This window comes from Nocardioides panacisoli (assembly GCF_019448235.1).
Taxonomy (GTDB): Bacteria; Actinomycetota; Actinomycetes; order Propionibacteriales; family Nocardioidaceae; genus Nocardioides; species Nocardioides panacisoli_A.
In genome coordinates this window covers 1,908,243-1,925,615 of sequence record NZ_CP080409.1, presented here as the reverse complement: position 1 = coordinate 1,925,615, position 17,373 = coordinate 1,908,243, and the positions used below count along the sequence as shown (strand labels likewise).

The following is a 17,373-nucleotide window of genomic DNA, read 5'->3' as shown; positions in this document are numbered from 1 at the left end:
GGGTCGTCACCTCCCGCTCAGTCCGACGCGAGTGGGAGTGACGAGAGCGAGGGACGAGCGGGTCGTCACGGGCCGTTGGTCGAGCCTGTCGAGACCCGGTGCGGCGCCTACTTCTCCTCGTCGGGCATGACGTGGACGGCGGCCTCCTCGGCGCTCGCGGCGGCGCCGTCGACGCCGACGTCGTGGCCGAAGACGTCGCTGTCCTCGTCCTCGCCGATGCGGCCCGCCCGCTGGTCGCCGGCCTCGGGTGCGAGGTCGCCGTCCTCGGGCGGGGCGAGGTCGTCCTCGCCCACCTCGACGTCGGGCTCCTCCTGGTCCAGGCGCTGGTCGATCGTCTCGCGGTGCTCCTCCTCCCACGGCGTGGTGCCGTAGTGCTGGGACTCGGAGTAGTGGTCCGGGGGCGAGTAGCCCCGGTCGAGCGTGTCGTCCACGTCTTCGTTGATCAGGGTGTCCGCGGGCGTCAGCTGGTCCTCGTCGTCGACGCTGTAGTCGCCCTCGATCTCGGAGTCGCCGGTCATCGCACCTCCTGCGTCGGGGTCCTCCCAACCTAGCGCGCATCGCCTATGGTGCGGGGGTGGAACATGTTCCAGATGTCGTCCCGGGGGACACGATGAGCCGGACCGAGTCACTGCTGCGCATCACCGCGGCGTACGCCGTCGCACTGGGCGTGGCGACGGCGTGGCTGCTGGCGGGCCCTGACACCGCATGGGTGTGGCTGGACGCGCTGGTGGCCGACGTGCTCGCCACCGTCGTGGTCTTCGTGGCGAGCCGGATGCACCACAACTCCAGCTTCTACGACGCCTACTGGAGCGTCCTGCCGCCGTACCTGGTGGCGTACTGGTGGTGGGCCGGACCGCGTGACCTCGCCGACCCGTGGGCCTGGCTGCTGTTCGTGGTCGTGGGCTTCTGGGCGGTGCGGTTGACGGCCAACTGGGTGCGGACCTTCCCGGGGATGCACCACGAGGACTGGCGCTACCCGATGCTGCGCGAGCAGGCCGGGCGCTGGGAGCTGGTGGTGGACTTCGTCGCGATCCACCTCTTCCCGACGCTGCAGGTCTTCCTGGCCGCGGTGCCGGCGTACCTGCTGCTGTCGCGGGACGGTCGGCCGATCGGCCTGTTGGCCGGCATCGGGGCCCTGGTCGGCGTCGCCGCCGTCGCGCTGGAATGGGCGGCGGATCGCCAGATGAAGGAGTTCGTCGCCACTCGGCAGCCGGGGGAGTCGATGGACCGCGGGCTGTGGGCCTGGTCGCGGCATCCGAACTACTTCGGTGAGATCAGCTTCTGGTTCGCGGTGGCGGTCTTCGGCATGGCTGCCTCGCCCGAGGACGCCTGGTGGGTGCTGGCCGGCACGGTGGCGATGGTGGCGATGTTCCTGGGCGCCAGCATCCCGATGATGGAGAAGCGAAGCCTCGAGCGACGCCCCAGCTACCAGGACGTGATCGACCGGGTCCCGCGCCTGTTGCCGCAGCGGCCACGCCGGGCGGGCTGATGGCGCGCCCCCGGGTGGTGATCGCCGGACTCGGCGACAGCGGCCTGCTGACCGCGATCCACCTCGCCCGTCACGCCGACGTGGTCGGTGTCTCCACCAAGCCCGGGCTGGTCAGCGGGCAAGAGCTCGGCCTGCGGCTCGCGCACCCGGAGCGGTGGGCCCGGGACTACTGGATGGACTTCGCGCAGTACCGCCGCCTCGACCGCGTCCGCACGGTGCACGCCGCGGCCACCGGGGTGGACCGGGACGCGCGTCGACTGGCGCTGCGTCGTGCCGACGGCACGTGGGGCGAGGAGCCCTACGACGTCCTCGTGCTCGCGCCCGGCGTCACCAACGGCTTCTGGCGTCGTCCCCACCTCCAGCACGATGGCGAGGTCGCCGATGAGCTCGCCGCGGCCCACGACCGCTTCGCCGACGCGGGTCGCATCGTCGTGGTCGGCGGCGGCGCGGCCGCGGTCGGGAGTGCGGCCCACCTGGCCCTGCGCTGGCCCGAGGCCGAGGTGTCGCTGCACTTCCCCGGCGATCGTCCGCTCGCACACCACCACCCCCGCGTCTGGCGGCACGTACGCCGCCGCCTCCGCGACCGCGGCGTCGACCTCCACGGTGGCCACCGGGCCGACCTGCCCGCGGACCTCACGCGCATCACGACCGGCCCGGTCCACTGGACCACGGGCCAGCCGCCGACCCCGGCAGACGCCGTCCTGTGGGCGGTGGGACGAGTCACCCCGAACACCGACTGGCTGCCGGCCGAGCTCCTCGATGACCACGGCTTCGTGCGGGTGGCACCGACGCTGCAGTCACCGGTGGACCCGGCGATCTTCGCCATCGGCGACGCGGCCGCCACCGACCCGCTGCGCTCCTCGGCACGCAACCGCGCCGACCGGCTGCTCGCCCGCAACGTGCGGGCCCACCTGCGCGGACGAGCGCTGCGCGAGTTCACCCCGGCCCGGTCCCGCTGGGGCTCGGTCCTCGGACCACAGCCGGACGGCCTGCAGGTCTTCGCCCCCTCGGGGCACCCGTTCCGCTTCCCGGCGTGGAGCGTGGACCGGGTGCTGCAGCCGTGGATCGTGCGTCGCGGGATCTACCGGGGCGTCCGCAGCTCCTGATACGCCTCGAGGGCGGACTCGCGCTCCGCCTTGTGGTCCACGATCGGTTCCGGGTAACCCTCCGGCACTCCGGTCGACAGCGTCCACGGCGTGTGCACGGCGCGACCCTCGACGTCGGCGAGCTCGGGCACCCACCGGCGCACGTAGTGACCGTCCGGATCGAACTTCTCGCCCTGCTTGGTCGGGTTGAAGATCCGGAAGTACGGCGCCGCATCCAACCCCGAGCCGCCGACCCACTGCCAGTTGAGCTGGTTGCTGGCGAGATCACCGTCGACCAGGTGCCGCATGAAGTGTCGGGCGCCCCAGGTCCACTCGATCTTCAGGTCCTTGACGAGGAACGAGGCCACGACCATCCGGGCCCGGTTGTGCATCAGTCCGGTCGCGAGCAGCTCCCGCATCGCCGCGTCGACCACCGGGAACCCGGTGCGACCCTCGCACCACGCCTCGAAGCGGGCCTTGCGCTTGTTGCCGGTCACGTAGGGCATCCGGGCGTACTCGGGCTTGAGGTATTCCCGCGCGGCGTGGGGCCAGGCCCACAGCGCGGCGGCGTAGAACTCCCGCCACGCGATCTCGCTGCGCAGCGAGGCGTCGTCGGGGCCGAGATCGGCGAGCAGTGTGCGCGGATGGATCGCGCCCCACCGCAGGTAGGGCGACATGCCGGAGGTGGACTGCTTGCCCAACTGGTCGCGCTCGTCGTCGTAGTGCTCGCGCTCGTCGAGGAAGTCGCGCCACCGCTGCAGCGCCGCCTCCTCGCCGGCCTCGGGCAGGTCGGCGTCGCCCTGCGGTTCCTTCGGCAGATCCTCGCTCCGCACGCTGCGCCACGTCACCTGCGAGGGATCGCTCTCGGCCGGGGCACGCCACCCGTGCTCGGCCCAGGCGCGGCTGAACGGGGTGAAGACCTTGTAGGTCTCTCCCTGCTGGGTGGTCACCCGGCCGGGGGAGACGGCGTACGGCGACCCGGTCGCCACCAGCGGCACGTCCTCGCCGAGCGCGTCCCGCACGCGGTCGTCCCGAGCGTGTCCGTAGGGCCCGAAGTCCTCGCTGATGTGGACCGCGCAGGCGCCCGCCTCCTCGACGACCGCCGCAACGACCTCCTCGGGCCGGCCCCGGCGCACGACCAAGCCCGGGCCGTGCTCGCGCAGGTCGGTGTCCAGCGCGCGCAGCGACTGCAGCAGGAACTGCTGTCGCGGCACGCCGGCCGGTGTCCAGAGGGCGTCGTCGAGGACGAAGAGCGGCACCACGTCGCCCTGCTCGGCGGCGGCGAGCAGGGCAGGGTGGTCGCCCAGGCGCAGGTCCCGGCGGAACCACATCACGGTGGTCGGCATCAGTCGTAGAGGGTCCTGCGCTCGCGGACGGGGCGGTCGATGCCGGCGCCGATCTCCTCCAGTTCGGCGACGGTCTTGGCCGAGCCGTGCTCGGAGCCGGCCATGCGGGAGATCGTCTCCTCCATCAGGGTGCCGCCGAGGTCGTTGGCGCCGGCGTTGAGCATCGCGCGGGTGCCCTCGACGCCGAGCTTGACCCAGGAGGTCTGGATGTTGCGGATGCGGCCGTGGAGCAGGATCCGTGCCATCGCGTGGACGGCGAGGTTGTCCCGCATCGTGGGGCCCGGCCGCGCGACGCCGGCGAGGTAGATCGGGGAGGAGTTGTGCACGAAGGGGAGGGGGACGAACTCGGTGAACCCACCTGTCTCGTCCTGGATGCGGGACAGGACGCGGAGGTGGCCGACCCAGTGGCGGGGGTTGTCGACGTGGCCGTACATCATCGTCGAGGTGGTCGGCAGCCCGATGCGGTGGGCGGTGGAGACGATGTCGATCCAGGTCGCGGCGGGGAGCTTGCCCTTGGTCAGCACCCAACGCACCTCGTCGTCGAGGATCTCCGCGGCGGTGCCGGGCAGGGAGCCGAGGCCGGCCTCGCGGGCCTTGATCAGGAAGTCCTCGACCGAGAGCCCGGTCCGGGCGGTGCCGTTGACGACCTCCATCGGGCTGAAGGCGTGCACGTGCATCTCGGGCACGCGCTGCTTGACCGCCTGCACCAGGTCGAAGTACGCCGTCGCCGGCAGCTCGGGGTCGATGCCGCCCTGCATGCAGACCTCGGTCGCGCCGAGGTCCCAGGCCTCCTGGGCGCGGTCGGCGACCTGGGCGTAGGACAGCGAGAAGGCGTCCGCGTCACTCTTGCGCTGGGCGAAGGCACAGAAGCGGCACCCGACGTAGCAGACGTTGGTGAAGTTGATGTTGCGGTTGACGACGTAGGTGACCTCCTCGCCGACGGTCTCGCGGCGCAGGTCGTCGGCGAGCCGGGCGACCTGGTCCAGCAGGTCCCCCTCCGCGGTCATCAGGGTCAGCGCGTGCTCGTCGCTGAGGTTGCCCGGGTCGGCCTCCGCCGCACGCAGGGCGTCGTGGCCGGCGGTCGTGAGAGCTGCGGGGGTCTCGACACGCCGCTCGCTGGCGCTCGCGTCGGCTCGACCAGCAAGGTCGGGCTGCTGGGCGTCGGCTCGACCCGCGAGGTCGGGCTCGTCACTGGTGGCCGTGTCGAGGCCCGCCGAGGTCTGCGCGGCGGCCTCGCGGATGGCGTCCCAGTCGCCGTAGACGGTGTCGAAGTCGGCGCGGCGGTCCTCGGTGCGGCCGGTCTGGTCGATCGCGGCGTGCAGGTCGGTGCGGCCGAAGCCGCCCTGGCCCTCGAGGCCGCCGTCGGGCTCCTGCCAGGGCAGGCCGGTGGGGCGGGCGTCGGGCAGGGCGAGGCCGTCGGCGTCGGCCAGTGCGGCGACGTGGCCGGCGACGCGGGGGTCCAGCCAGGGCTCACCGCGCTGGAGTGCGCCGACGACGTACTCGGGGTGGACGGTCAGGCGTGCCCGCAGCTCGAACCCACACTCCGCGGTGATGTCGCGCAGCCGGTCCAGCGAGGGCCACGGGCGTTCGGGGTTGACGTGGTCCGGCGTCACCGGCGACACGCCGCCCCAGTCGTCGACGCCGGCCTCCAGCAGCAGGCGGCACTCCGTCGAGCCCTCCGAGGAGTCCACCAGGTTGGGCGGTGCCTGCACCCGGGCGCGCGGTCCGAGCACGAGGCGGGTGACCGCGATCGCGGCCCGGAACTCCTCCAGCCCGAGGTCGTCGCTGTGGCGCATCGCGGTGTCGGGCTTGGCGCGGAAGTTCTGCACGATCACTTCCTGCACCGCTCCGAAGTCACGGGAGGTGCGCCGCAGCGCGAAGATCGTCTCGGCGCGCTCGGCCAGTGTCTCGCCGATGCCGACCAGCAGGCCGGTGGTGAAGGGGATCGAGTGGCGCCCGGCGTCGTCGAGCACCCGGAGCCGGACGTCGGGGTCCTTGTCCGGGGAGCCGTGGTGGGCCTCGCCCTTGGTCTCGTACAGCCGCCGTGACGTGGTCTCGAGCATCATGCCCAGCGACGGGCTCACCGGCTTGAGCCGGTTGAGCTCGGTCCACGACATCACGCCGGGGTTGAGGTGGGGCAGCAGCCCGGTCTCCTCCAGCACCCGGATCGCCATCGCACGCACGTAGGCGATGGTGGAGTCATAGCCCTGCTGGTCCAACCACTCGCGCGCCTCGGGCCACCGGTCCTCGGGACGGTCACCGAGGGTGAACAGGGCCTCCAGGCAGCCGAGGTCGGCGCCTTGGCGGGCGATGTCGACGATCTCGTCGGGGGAGAGGTACGGCGCCCGGCCCTCCCGTGCTGCCTGCTTCGGCGTCTCGACGAAGGTGCAGTAGTGGCACCGGTCGCGGCACAGCCGGGTGACGGGGATGAAGACCTTCGGCGAGTAGGTGACCGTCGTGGGTCGCCCGGCCGCGACCAGGCCCGCATCACGCACCCGGCCCGCCGCCGCGGTCAGCCGGTCGAGGTCCTCACCGGTGGCGGCCAGCAGTGCGGCGGCCTCCTCGACATCGAGCGCGGCGCCGCGCTCCGCGCGCGCGAGGGAACGCCGGATCTGCTGGGGAGTGGGGCCGTCAGCCATCCCCCTCAGGCTAGCGCCCGGGCGGGTGTCGCCCGGACCCGGTCCATCACCCGTTCCAGAGCTTCATGGCGCGGCCCAGGGGCTCGGCCAGCTGCTCGGCGTACTCGGTGGTCATGTGGTTGCGGTCGCGGTAGGGGATGGTGTCGCCGATGACCGGCGGGCACACCCCGTCGGAGCAGAACCACGGCCAGGTGTCGACGTAGCGGGCGCCGGTCTTCTCGGCGGCCTCCTCGCTGGCGGTGGTGAACTTTCCCTGGCGTCCGCTGGGGCCGCCGGCGCAGTCGCCGAGGTTCACTCCACGGTTGCTCAGGCACTCCCCGATCCGGTCGGACCGGCGGGGGATGTCGCCGAGCATGACCACCTCGCCGGTGTGCGGCTGGACCTCGGTGATGAGCTTCTCGAAGCCGTCGCGGACGGCCGGCAGCAGCACGTCGATGTCGGTCTCCCGCTCGCCGTCCACCAGGACGCCCGTGCCGGCGGTGGTGGAGACCGCGACGACCTCCGGCTCCATCTCCTCGATCTGGGTCTGCGCCCAGTCGTTGAAGTCCTCGCACTCCTGCCAGATCTCGTCGGCACCGGCACGGAGCAGGTCCGCGCGGACGGCCGTGCACTGGGACTTGACCAGGTAGTAGACCTTGAGGCCGGCGCGCTCGGCGATCTTGTCGATGGCCGGGATCCAGTGCCGGCCGTGGGAGTTGCCCAGGACCACCATCGTGCGGTCGGACTCGGTGTCGCCGCGGGGGCACAGGCTCCAGGGAGCGGCGCCGTAGTCGCAGTCGCCGACGTCGGCGATGTCGTCCTTGAGCTCGAGCAGGGGTGGATTGAGGTCCGCCGGGACGTCGGCGCCCTCCTGCGCTGCCCGGGCGGATGCCTGGACCTGTGCCACGACCGGGTTGCTGTCCAGCTCGTCACCACTCGGCGCCCGGTCGAACTCCTCGGTGGTGATGGCGCCACCACCGCCGTCGATCTCGACGTGGGTGGTCACGGTGATCAGCACGCTGGCGGCGCAGACCATCGTCACCGTCGCGGGGTAGAGCACCAGGCCGTCGCCCCAGCTCTTGGGCAGCCCCCGCCGCAGCGGGGTCTCGATCCAGTAGTAGCTGGCGAAGGAGACCGCGAAGATGATGGCGATGGCGAAGACCATCCCGCGCGCGCTCAGGTCGCGGCCGACGTACTGGGTGGCCACGATGATGATCGGCCAGTGCCACAGGTAGAGCGAGTACGACGCGTCCCCGATCAGGCGCATCGGCTTGCAGCCCAGCGCGCGCTGGGTCGCGGGGACCTTCGCCTCGCTCATCTCGGTGCCGGCGAAGATGATCGCCGCGGTGCCGAGCACCGGCAGCAGCGCCGCGTAGCCGGGGAACGCGGTCTGCGGGGTGATGATGAAGGCGGCGACCGCGATCGCCACCAGCCCCAGGACCCCCAGCAGGTTGCGGGCGCGGGCGGTGAGTGGGCCGGCGTACTTCGGCGCGACGACGGCCAGCAGGCCACCGACGCCGAACTCCCAGATGCGGGTGAGCGTGGAGAAGTACGCCGTCTGCGGGCTGACCGTGGAGGCGTAGATCGACCACGCGAAGCTCAGCGCGGTGATCACGGCGAGCGCGACGAAGATCGTGCGCGTGGGGTCGCGGTCGGCCCGCGTGCCGGTGGCCGCCCGCTTGGCGGCGTACGCCACGCAGGCGAGCAGCAGCAGCGGCAGGAAGACGTAGAACTGCTCCTCGACCGACAGCGACCAGTAGTGCTGGAACGGCGACGGGGCCTCGCCCTGGGCGAAGTAGTCGGTGTTCTCGGTCGCGAAGCGGATGTTGGCCGCGAACATCGCCGCCCACACCGCGTCGTACGCCGCCTCCTCGGCGGCGATGAGGTTGAGCCAGAACCAGGTCGCCGCGAGTGTGACGAGCGCCGTCACCGTCGCAGCGGGCAGGATGCGGCGGGCCCGGCGCTGGTAGAAGGTGCTCAGCGACAGCGTGCCCGTCCGGTTGATCTCCTTCAACAGCAGGAAGGTGATCAGGAACCCCGAGATCACGAAGAAGATGTCGAGGGTGACGAAACCGCCGGGGTAGAGGTCCAGGCCGGCGTGGTAGGCGATGATGAGCAGCACCGCCAGGGCCCGCATGCCCTGGATGTCACCCCGGAACTTGACCTTCGCGGCCCTGGGGCGGCCCGTGGCCGTGTCTGAGTTGGTCATGGCTCGTTCGGTCGGGTGCTGAGAACCGGCTCAGGCTATCAACGTGGTCCCAACCGGACCGACTCACGGGCGCGCCCCGCAGGGCGCTCGGCTCAGAGGCCGAGCGACCGGCCGATGATCTCCTTCTGAATCTCGGTGGTGCCGCCGTAGATCGTCTGGATCCGGGTGTCGGCGTACGCCCGGGAGATCGGGTACTCGGTCATGTAGCCGTAGCCGCCGAAGAGCTGCAGCGCCTCGTCGACGACCTTCTTCTGCAGCTCGGTGGTCCACCACTTCGCCATCGACGCCAGGGAGGTGTCGACGTCATCGGCGTTGAGCTTCTCCACGCAGTGGTTGACGAACGTGCGGGCGACGTAGGCCTCGGTGGCCAGCTCGGCGATGGTGAAACGGGTGTTCTGGAACTTGCCGATCGGGCGGCCGAACGCCTCCCGCTCCTTGACGTAGTCCAGCGTGATGTTGAGGACGTGCTCGATCGCGGCGACGGCGATGCAGGCGATGGAGACGCGCTCCTGGGGCAGGTTCTGCATCAGGTAGATGAAGCCCTGGCCCTCCTCGCCGAGCAGGTTCTCCTTGGGTACGTGGACGTCGTCGAAGGACAGCTCGGCGGTGTCCTGGGCCTTCAGGCCGAGCTTCTCCAGGTTGCGGCCGCGCTCGAATCCCGCCATGCCCCGCTCGACGACCAGCAGGCTGATGCCCTGGTGTCCGGCGTCGGGGTCGGTGCGGGCGACCACGATGACCACGTCGGAGAGGATGCCGTTGCTGATGAAGGTCTTCGACCCGTTCAGCACGTAGTGGTCACCCTTGTCGACCGCGGTCGTCCGGATGCCCTGCAGGTCCGACCCGGCGCCCGGCTCGGTCATCGCGATCGAGGAGATCAGCTCGCCCGAGACGAGCCCGGGCAGCCAGCGCTGCTTCTGCTCCTCGGTGCCGAGGGCGGTGATGTAGGGGACGATGATGTCGGTGTGCACCGCGAACCCCGGGCCGTTGGCACCCACCCGGGCGAGCTCCTCGGCCACGATCATGTTGTAGCGGAAGTCCTTGACGCCGAGGCCGCCGTACTCCTCGGGGACGTCGAAGCACAGCAGGCCGGTGTCGCCGGCCTTGCGCCACAGCTCGCGGCTGACCTGACCGTCCTTCTCCCACTGCTCGTGGTACGGCGCGACCTCCTTGTCCATGAAGGCGCGGGCGGTCGCACGGAAGTCCTCGTGCTCGGTCTCGTAGATGGACGGCTGGTCGGGCATCAGAGCCACTCCTTGATCTGGGCGATGGTTGCTGCGGGGTCCTCGGTCATCGGGGTGACCTGGAGTTCGGTGACGCCGGCCTCGCGGAACGCCTCGATGCGCTCCTTGACGTAGGACTCGGGCCCGACGAGGTTGCCGGCCTCGAGCCAGGCGAGGGGCACCTCGGCCTCGGCCTCCTTCTTCTTGCCGGACAGGTAGAGGTCCTGGATCTTCTTGGCCTCGGCCTCGAAGCCGTAGTCGCAGGCGAGCTGGTTGTAGAAGTTCTTCTCCCGCGAGCCCATGCCGCCGACGTAGAGCGCGTAGACGGGCCGCATGAAGTCCAGGACGCCCTTGACGTCCTCGCCGATCGCGACCGCGCCGCCGGCGGCGACCTGCAGCGGACCGAGCTCGGGGGAGCGCTTGGCCTTGCCGCGCTCCAGGGACTCGCCCCACACCTGGTGGGCCTTCTCGGGCAGGAAGAGGAACGGCAGCCACCCGTCGGCGACCTCGGCGGTCATCGCGACGTTCTTGTCGCCCAGGGCGGCGACCCACAGCGGGACGTCGGGGCGCTCGGGCTGGTTGAGCAGCTTCAGTGGCTTGCCCAGGCCCAGGCCCTGGTCGGCGGGCAGCGGCAGGGTGAAGTTGCGGCCGTCGTACTCCAGCTTCTCGCGGCGCAGCCCCATCCGCAGGATGTCGATCATCTCCCGCGTGCGGCCCAGCGGACGCTCGTACGGCAGGCCGTGGAAGCCCTCGATGACCTGCGGGCCGGAGGCGCCCAGGCCGATCACGGCCCGGCCGCCGGTCACGTTGTCGAGCCCGGCCGCGGTCTGCAGCATCGCGCCGGGCGTGCGGGAGAAGACGTTGAGGATGCCGGCGCCGATCTCGACCGTCTCGGTCTTGGCGGCGAGGTAGCCCATCAGCGTCGGGGCGTCGAACCCGTAGGGCTCGGCGACCCAGATCCGGTCGAGCCCGGCCTTCTCCAGGGCGGCGACCTGGTCGGCGGACTCGCGGGGGTTGCCGGCGTAGACCAGCGGCATCGAGAGCTTCATTGTCATCCCTTTCCGGGGACCGTGTTCGAGGGGCGGATCAACTGTGACAGTATTACTGTCACAATCGCAAGGGTGAGACCGGGTCCACCGGACTGCCCACGGTGTGGGACGCTGCGGAACGAGGAGGACCAGTGACTGACACGACGTACGAGGTCGCCGTCATCGGCGGCACGGGCCCGCAGGGCAAGGGACTGGGCTACCGGTTCGCGCGAGCCGGGCACCGGGTGGTGCTGGGGTCGCGGACCGCCGAGAAGGGCGAGGCCGTGGCCGCCGAGGTCACCGATCGCCTCGAGGGCATCAGCGGTGCCGGCACCGTGACGGGCGCCGCCAACGCCGATGCCGTCGCCCAGTGCGAGGTCGTGCTGCTCGCGGTCCCGTACGACGGCCACGACGAGCTGGTCGCCTCGCTCGACCTCGCGGGCAAGACCGTCATCTCCTGCGTGAACCCGTTGGCCTTCGACAAGCGCGGAGCCCACGGCCAGGTGATCAACGGCGGCGAGGGGTCGGCGGCCGAGTCGGCCCAGGAGCTCGCTCCCGAGGCCACGGTCGTCGGTGCGTTCCACAACGTGTCCGCCATCGGGCTGTGGAGCGAGGAGGACTTCCTCGACGAGGACGTCATCGTCGTCGGCGACGTCAAGGACACCAAGCAGGTCGCCATGGACCTCGCCGCCGCGGTCACCGGTCGGCGCGGCATCGACGGCGGCAAGCTGCGGCTCGCTCGCCAGCTCGAGCCGTTCACGGCGGTGCTGATCTCGATCAACCGGCGCTACAAGGCCCACTCGGGCATCCGGGTGACCGGACTCCCGGTCGAGGGTCAGGGCTCGTGATGCCAGGTCAGGAACGAGTAGAGCAGGTCCTCACCGCCGATGCGGTAGGCACTGCCGACGACCAGTTCGCGGCACCCGTAGCTCTTGCCTGAGACGGTGAACTCGCTGCCGTCGGGGTAGCCGAAGACCAAGCGGTAGCCGGGACCGATGTCCTGGGTGCACATCTCGGGCTTCTCGCCGCGCTGCTCGAGCCGGTTGATGTACTTCGTCAGGCGCGCGACGCTGTGCTCCATCAGCAGGTCGGGCTCCCTGAGTTTCGTGCCGACGCCTTGGCACAAGCGGACCGAGGTCGCCCCCGCGGGCACCGCGTCCGGCGCGTCCGGGTCGATCTCGTCGATCGGGTCGGTCTCACCCTCGGCGGGCGCCTCGGGGCACTCCGGCGGGGGTGGCGGCGTCTGGCTCGCCGGGTCAGTGGCCGAGTCGGTCTCCTCGTCGCCGCTGCCGGACAGGTTGACCGCCGCGACGACGACCGCCACCACGGCGATGGTCACCACCACGGCGGCCGCGGTCCGAGGCCACGCTGCTCCCTGGTCGGTGCGCATGCCCCCAGCGTGTCACGGACGCCGCGGCGTCGTGGCCCGACGTGCCCGGCTGCCCGCCGACGCGGCGAGGCCCGCCGCACCGGCGATGATCCACGGTGCGGGCAGCAGCCACTGGTGGTCGGCCAGCGACACGGCATCGCTCACGACCAGCGCCCACACGAGGGTCAGCCCCAGGAACGCCACTCCCATGACCAGGTGGCCGACGTTGACCGGGTGCCGACCCGACGTCACGGTCGGCATCGTCGTGGTGGGCGTGGTCGGCTCCTCCCGGGGCGGGTAGGACTCGTACTCGTCCGTCGTGGCCCGGTACTCCTCCTCGGGGAGGTCCTCGGGGTGCTCGCTCCAGTTCATGGCAGGTCCTCGGGGGTGATGATCTCGATCTGTCCGATCCGGCCGTCGGCGTCGATGTGCAGCACCGGCCAGTCGTCCTCGCCGTAGCTGATGCGGTCGGCCGAGTCGGAGTAGGTGTCGCCGAAGACCTTGATCTCACCGACGACGATGTCCGCCTCGCCCTGCACGGCGAGGCCGCTGGCGGGCACCAGCACCTGGACGTGGCCGATGCCGAGGTCCAGGTCGAGGTCGTGCCGGTCGGTCGCGTCGAGGTCGTCGAGGTCCACCTCGGTCAGGTCCAGCTTGATCTCGCCCATGCCGACCGCGTAGTCATCCTCGAGCTGGGAGAGCCGCTCGGGCGTCACCCGCGTCTGGCCGACACTGACCATGCTGTCCGAGAGCGGCACGCTCACCGAGAGCACCAGCGTCGCGATCGCGGCCAGCAGGCCGAGCGGGACCAGGCCACCGGCGCGGCCGTAGAAGGCGCCGACCAGCAGCATCACACCGCAGGCGGCCACGACCACGGCCGGGTACGCCGCCAGCGGCACGGCGAGGCCGGCCAGCTGCAGCGTGAGCAGCACCCCGGTGGCCACGGCGGCCAGCGCGAGCGTGAAGCCGAACCACAGCGGCCCCGCACGGCGCGGGTCGCGCCACACGACGTCACGGGAGTCCTCGGGGCCGGCCCACGTGCCGCCGTACGCCGAGGCGTAGGCATCGGTGTAGGCGTCGGTGTAGCCGGACGCGTACGACGCCGCATCCGCGTCGGGCCCGCTCCCGCGTTCAGCGTCGGGGCGGTCGCCGCCGGGGTGGCGTCGTACGGCGAGGTAGATCGCGACGACCACCGCCGCGATGGCCAGCGGCCAGGGGAACCCGAAGCCGCCGAGGGTGTCGCCCACCGCAGCCAGGGCGGCGAGGCCGCCGGCGACCACGAGGATCGTGGCGCGGCTGCGACCGTCGACGTTGACGACCGCCTGGTGGGTGCGGTCCTCGGGCACGAAGAGCCAGCAGGCGCCGTAGAGCAGCAACCCGCCGCCGCCGAAGAAGACCAGCACGACGAAGGCGATGCGCACGACCACCGGGTCGATGTCGAGGTGCCGGGCGATGCCGCCGGCGACACCGGCCACCTTGCGGTCGCTGGCGCTCCGCCGCAGCCGCGGCAGGTCGCGGATCTCGTCGCGCGTCACCCGGGGACCGGGCGGGGGCGGCGGAGGCGGTGTCGCGGTCGGGCCGCCGCCGGGGGTGCCGGCGTCGCCGGGCGGTGGGGAACTCATGGACACGATCCTGCGCCATCACCCGGCGGCGGACCATCGGGGACAGCCCTGATCCCGCCCCGCTTCCTGCGGGGGTGCCTCAGGGTGGGGTCAGGGTCATTCCCGCTGCCCCGTCGCCACCCGACGTGTGACGATGGAGGCACCATGTCGACCGTCCCGTCCGCACCGCCGGTGCGCGAGGTGCGCCGCGCCCACCGCGACCCCGATGACCAGCTCATCGGGGGCGTCGCGGCGGGCCTGGCCCACCACCTCGCGGTGCCCGTGCTGTGGGTACGCGTGGGGTTCGTGCTCGCCGCGGCGGCGGGCGGTATCGGCATCGCCTTCTACGCCGGCCTCTGGGTGATGCTCCCGGCGAGTCCGCCGCGCCCGGCCGCCCCGCCGGGCCTGGAGAGTGCGAGCCGCGACGGCCGCCGCCCACGGCATCGGCCGCGGGTCCGTGACGCCGGACCGATCGTCGCTCTCGGCGCGGTCGGACTGGGGCTGCTGTTCGTGCTGGGTGGCGGCGCGACCTGGGTGTGGCCGGTCGCGATCGGCATCGTCGGTGTCGCCCTGCTGTGGCGGCAGGCCGACGAGGCGCAGCGCGAACGCTGGCTCGACGCGACCGGTCGGGTGGACATCTCCCGGGTCGTGCTCGGTCGTGGCGGGTGGGCGGCGTACGCACGGCTCGCCGCGGGAGCCGTCCTGGTGCTGGGGGCGCTGGTGCTGTTCGCGCTGCGGGGTGGGTCGTTCTCGTTGGCGCGTGACATCACCATCGCCACGCTGCTGGGCGTCGCGGGCATCCTCGTGGTCGCGGGGCCGTGGGTCTACCGGCTCGCGACCGAGCTCACCGACGAGCGCGCCGAGCGGGTCCGGACGCAGGAACGGGCCGACGTCGCCGCGCACCTGCACGACTCGGTGCTGCAGACGCTGGCACTGATCCAGAAGAACCCGGCCGACGCGTCCCGGCTCGCGCGGGCACAGGAGCGGGACCTGCGGTCCTGGCTCTACTCCGGCGAGACGGCCGACGAGCGCACGGTCGCCAGTGCGCTGCGCGCGATCGCCGCGGACCTCGAGGACCGGTGGGGCATCGCGGTGGACGTCGTCGCTGTCGGCGACCGCGACCTCGGCGAGGGCGAACGACCCGTGGTGGCCGCCGCACGCGAGGCCCTCACGAACGCGGCCAAGCACGCCGGCGTGGACCGGGTCGACGTCTACGCCGAGATCACCGACGACTCCCTCGACGTCTTCGTGCGTGACCGGGGCGCCGGGTTCGACCCCGACGCCACCCCGGAGGGGCGGCTCGGCGTGCGGGGCAGCATCATCGACCGCATGGCCCGCCACGGAGGCACCGCCGAGATCCGTTCCGGGCCCGGCGAGGGGACCGAGGTGCGACTGCACCTGTCGGGCACGACTGAGGAGGCCGAGCAGTGACCGAGCAACCGTCGGGTGTGGTGCGCGTGGTGGTCGTCGACGACCACGCGATGTTCCGCCGTGGGGTCATCGCCGAGCTCGAGGCGAGCGCCCGGGGCCGCATCGAGGTCGTCGGGCAGGCCGCCGACGTCGACGAGGCCGTGGCCGTCATCGGCCGCGGGGCCCCGGACGTGGTGCTGCTCGACGTCCACCTGCCGGGAGGCGGGGGTGCCGAGGTCATGCGCCGGTGTGGTCCCACCGAGGTGCGCCACCTGGCGCTCTCGGTCAGCGATGCGGCCGAGGACGTGATCGGGACCATCCGGGGCGGTGCGCGCGGCTACGTCACCAAGACCATCACCGGCGAGGAGCTGGTCGACGCGATCGTGCGGGTCTCCGAGGGAGACGCGGTCTTCTCGCCTCGGCTGGCGGGCTTCGTGCTCGACGCCTTCGCGGGCTCCATCGAGGTGGCGAGCGTGGACGAGGACCTCGACCGGCTCACCGAGCGCGAGCGCGAGGTGATGCGGTTGATCGCGCGCGGCTACTCCTACAAGGAGGTCGCCAAGGAGCTCTTCATCTCGATCAAGACCGTCGAGACCCACATGTCGGCCGTGCTGCGCAAGCTGCAGCTCTCCTCACGCCACGAGCTGACCCGCTGGGCCTCGGACCGCCGGCTGCTGTGAGCTTCCCGGCCGCCAGCCGCGTCGCGCTGATGGTCCTGTTGGCCGTCGTCGCCGCTGCCTGTGCCAGCGGGCCGTCGGACGACATGCCGACCGTGGACCGATCCTTCCCCAGCGCGGCATCGGAGTCCCCCTCCAGTGCGCGCGAGGGCAGGAGCCCGACCCCGACCGACCCGGAGCCGCGCGGCCCGGCGTACTCGGACTGGGAGCTGGGGGCGTCGCCGTTGCCGCTGCGGCCCGACGGGTTCGGCGAGATGCCCGCGACGCCGCCCGAGCTGCGTGAGCGGCGCTTCCGCACCGAGGACCGGCTGCCGCCGCCGGAGGGCGGCCGGTTCCGGTCCAGCATCGCCGCGATCACTCCCGAGGTCCGTCAGCGGATGGGGGAGACGTGGTCGCCGCGGTGCCCGGTGCCGCTGGAGGACCTGCGCCACCTCACGGTGAGCTTCCGCGGCTTCGACGGCGCCGCGCACACCGGCGAGCTCGTCGTGGCCGCCTCGGAGGCCGAGGGGGTCGTGTCGGTCTTCGAGGCGCTCTACGCCGCCGACTTCCCGATCGAGGAGATGCGGCTGCCGACCACCGCGGACCTCGAGGCGGCCCCGACCGGCGACGGCAACAACACCGCCGGTCTGGTGTGTCGCGCCGCCCGCGGCACCGACTCCTGGTCCGCACACGCGCTCGGGCTCGCGATCGACCTCAACCCGTTCCAGAACCCCTACCGCAGGGACGACGTGGTGCTGCCCGAGCTGGCCCGCGCCTACCTCGACCGCGACTGGGAGCGTCCGGGGATGGTCGCCGGCGACGGGCTGGCCGTGCGCGAGTTCGCCCGGATCGGCTGGTCGTGGGGAGGCGACTGGCGGACCCTGAAGGACTACCAGCACTTCAGTGCGAACGGCCGGTAGGCGCTCGATAGGGTGGTGCGCATGGAGACGCTGCGCCTGGTCCTGCTGGTCATTCACATCCTCGGGTTCTCTGCCCTGATCGGTGGACTCCTCGTCCAGGCGAGCGGCGGCCAGGAGAAGCGGGTCAACGGGGCGATGCGCGACGGTGTCGGCACCGCGTTCCTCGCCGGTCTGTTCCTCGTCGGCGTGCTCGAGGCCGGCGACGACCCGGTCAACCACGCGAAGGTCGGCGTCAAGCTGGTCATCGGCCTGGTGCTGCTGGTGCTGGTGATGGCCAACCTGCGCAAGGAGCGCATCCCGCAGGGCCTGTGGGTCGGGATGGTCGCGCTGGCCGTCATCAACGTGGTGGTGGCCGTCATGTGGTCGCCCACGCACGCCTGAGCCCGTCGACCGGTCGCGGCGGCGGGGGGTGCCCGGCCGTA

At 71.9% G+C, this 17,373-nt stretch carries 16 protein-coding genes; 7 read left to right on the top strand and 9 right to left on the bottom strand.

Annotation, left to right across the window (positions count from 1 at the left end; genetic code table 11):
- Positions 1–107: 107 nt before the first annotated feature.
- Positions 108–518, bottom strand: a complete 411-nt coding sequence (locus KUV85_RS09395; RefSeq protein WP_219959628.1) for a DUF5709 domain-containing protein — start codon at positions 516–518, stop codon at positions 108–110.
- A 92-nt stretch (positions 519–610) separates the two neighbouring features.
- Between KUV85_RS09395 and KUV85_RS09390 the strand changes: the two genes are divergently transcribed.
- The gene (locus tag KUV85_RS09390; RefSeq protein WP_219959627.1) at positions 611–1,489 is read left to right on the top strand and encodes a DUF1295 domain-containing protein; all 879 of its coding nucleotides are present in this window, start codon (positions 611–613) and stop codon (positions 1,487–1,489) included.
- Entirely contained in the window at positions 1,489–2,595 is a 1,107-nt protein-coding gene (locus KUV85_RS09385) for an FAD-dependent oxidoreductase (protein ID WP_219959626.1), read from the top strand. Before KUV85_RS09390 ends, KUV85_RS09385 begins: the two co-directional genes overlap by 1 nt.
- On the opposite strand, the gene KUV85_RS09380 is transcribed toward KUV85_RS09385, so the two are convergent.
- From KUV85_RS09380 to KUV85_RS09360, 5 genes are all read right to left on the bottom strand, one after another.
- Entirely contained in the window at positions 2,571–3,920 is a 1,350-nt protein-coding gene (locus KUV85_RS09380; protein WP_219959625.1) for a cryptochrome/photolyase family protein, read from the bottom strand. The two genes, KUV85_RS09385 and KUV85_RS09380, sit on opposite strands and share 25 nt — an antisense overlap.
- The gene (locus tag KUV85_RS09375; RefSeq protein WP_219959624.1) at positions 3,920–6,559 is read right to left on the bottom strand and encodes a bifunctional FO biosynthesis protein CofGH; all 2,640 of its coding nucleotides are present in this window, start codon (positions 6,557–6,559) and stop codon (positions 3,920–3,922) included. Before KUV85_RS09375 ends, KUV85_RS09380 begins: the two co-directional genes overlap by 1 nt.
- A 46-nt stretch (positions 6,560–6,605) precedes the next feature.
- Complete coding sequence (locus tag KUV85_RS09370; RefSeq protein ID WP_219959623.1) at positions 6,606–8,747, bottom strand: acyltransferase family protein; 2,142 nt, start codon at positions 8,745–8,747, stop codon at positions 6,606–6,608.
- A 92-nt stretch (positions 8,748–8,839) separates the two neighbouring features.
- Complete coding sequence (locus KUV85_RS09365) at positions 8,840–9,988, bottom strand: acyl-CoA dehydrogenase family protein (protein WP_273543984.1); 1,149 nt, start codon at positions 9,986–9,988, stop codon at positions 8,840–8,842.
- Complete coding sequence (locus tag KUV85_RS09360; RefSeq protein ID WP_219959621.1) at positions 9,988–11,016, bottom strand: LLM class F420-dependent oxidoreductase; 1,029 nt, start codon at positions 11,014–11,016, stop codon at positions 9,988–9,990. Before KUV85_RS09360 ends, KUV85_RS09365 begins: the two co-directional genes overlap by 1 nt.
- Before the next feature lie 131 nt (positions 11,017–11,147).
- Here KUV85_RS09360 and npdG point away from each other — a divergent pair, with 131 nt between their 5' ends.
- The gene (gene npdG, locus KUV85_RS09355) at positions 11,148–11,843 is read left to right on the top strand and encodes an NADPH-dependent F420 reductase (RefSeq protein WP_219959620.1); all 696 of its coding nucleotides are present in this window, start codon (positions 11,148–11,150) and stop codon (positions 11,841–11,843) included.
- Here the strand turns inward: npdG and KUV85_RS09350 are convergent.
- Genes KUV85_RS09350 through KUV85_RS09340 form a run of 3 tightly spaced genes read right to left on the bottom strand, consistent with a single transcriptional unit; the run spans position 11,831 to position 13,986 of the window.
- A complete protein-coding gene (locus KUV85_RS09350; RefSeq protein WP_219959619.1) occupies positions 11,831–12,385 on the bottom strand; it encodes a hypothetical protein in 555 nt (184 codons plus the stop codon). The genes npdG and KUV85_RS09350 overlap by 13 nt on opposite strands.
- 12 nt (positions 12,386–12,397) lie before the next feature.
- Positions 12,398–12,736: a hypothetical protein gene (locus KUV85_RS09345; RefSeq protein ID WP_219959618.1), complete on the bottom strand. Its 339-nt coding sequence runs from the start codon at positions 12,734–12,736 to the stop codon at positions 12,398–12,400.
- A complete protein-coding gene (locus KUV85_RS09340; RefSeq protein ID WP_219959617.1) occupies positions 12,733–13,986 on the bottom strand; it encodes a PspC domain-containing protein in 1,254 nt (417 codons plus the stop codon). Before KUV85_RS09340 ends, KUV85_RS09345 begins: the two co-directional genes overlap by 4 nt.
- A 144-nt stretch (positions 13,987–14,130) precedes the next feature.
- Between KUV85_RS09340 and KUV85_RS09335 the strand changes: the two genes are divergently transcribed.
- Genes KUV85_RS09335 through KUV85_RS09320 form a run of 4 tightly spaced genes read left to right on the top strand, consistent with a single transcriptional unit; the run spans position 14,131 to position 17,332 of the window.
- Positions 14,131–15,396, top strand: coding sequence for an ATP-binding protein (locus KUV85_RS09335; RefSeq protein WP_219959616.1), 1,266 nt, complete (start codon positions 14,131–14,133; stop codon positions 15,394–15,396).
- Positions 15,393–16,055 (top strand): LuxR C-terminal-related transcriptional regulator, encoded by a 663-nt coding sequence (locus KUV85_RS09330; protein WP_425299332.1) that lies wholly within the window; start codon positions 15,393–15,395, stop codon positions 16,053–16,055. Before KUV85_RS09335 ends, KUV85_RS09330 begins: the two co-directional genes overlap by 4 nt.
- Positions 16,052–16,951, top strand: a complete 900-nt coding sequence (locus KUV85_RS09325) for a M15 family metallopeptidase (protein WP_219959615.1) — start codon at positions 16,052–16,054, stop codon at positions 16,949–16,951. Before KUV85_RS09330 ends, KUV85_RS09325 begins: the two co-directional genes overlap by 4 nt.
- 21 nt (positions 16,952–16,972) lie before the next feature.
- The gene (locus KUV85_RS09320) at positions 16,973–17,332 is read left to right on the top strand and encodes a hypothetical protein (RefSeq protein ID WP_219959614.1); all 360 of its coding nucleotides are present in this window, start codon (positions 16,973–16,975) and stop codon (positions 17,330–17,332) included.
- The last annotated feature ends 41 nt before the right edge of the window (positions 17,333–17,373 follow it).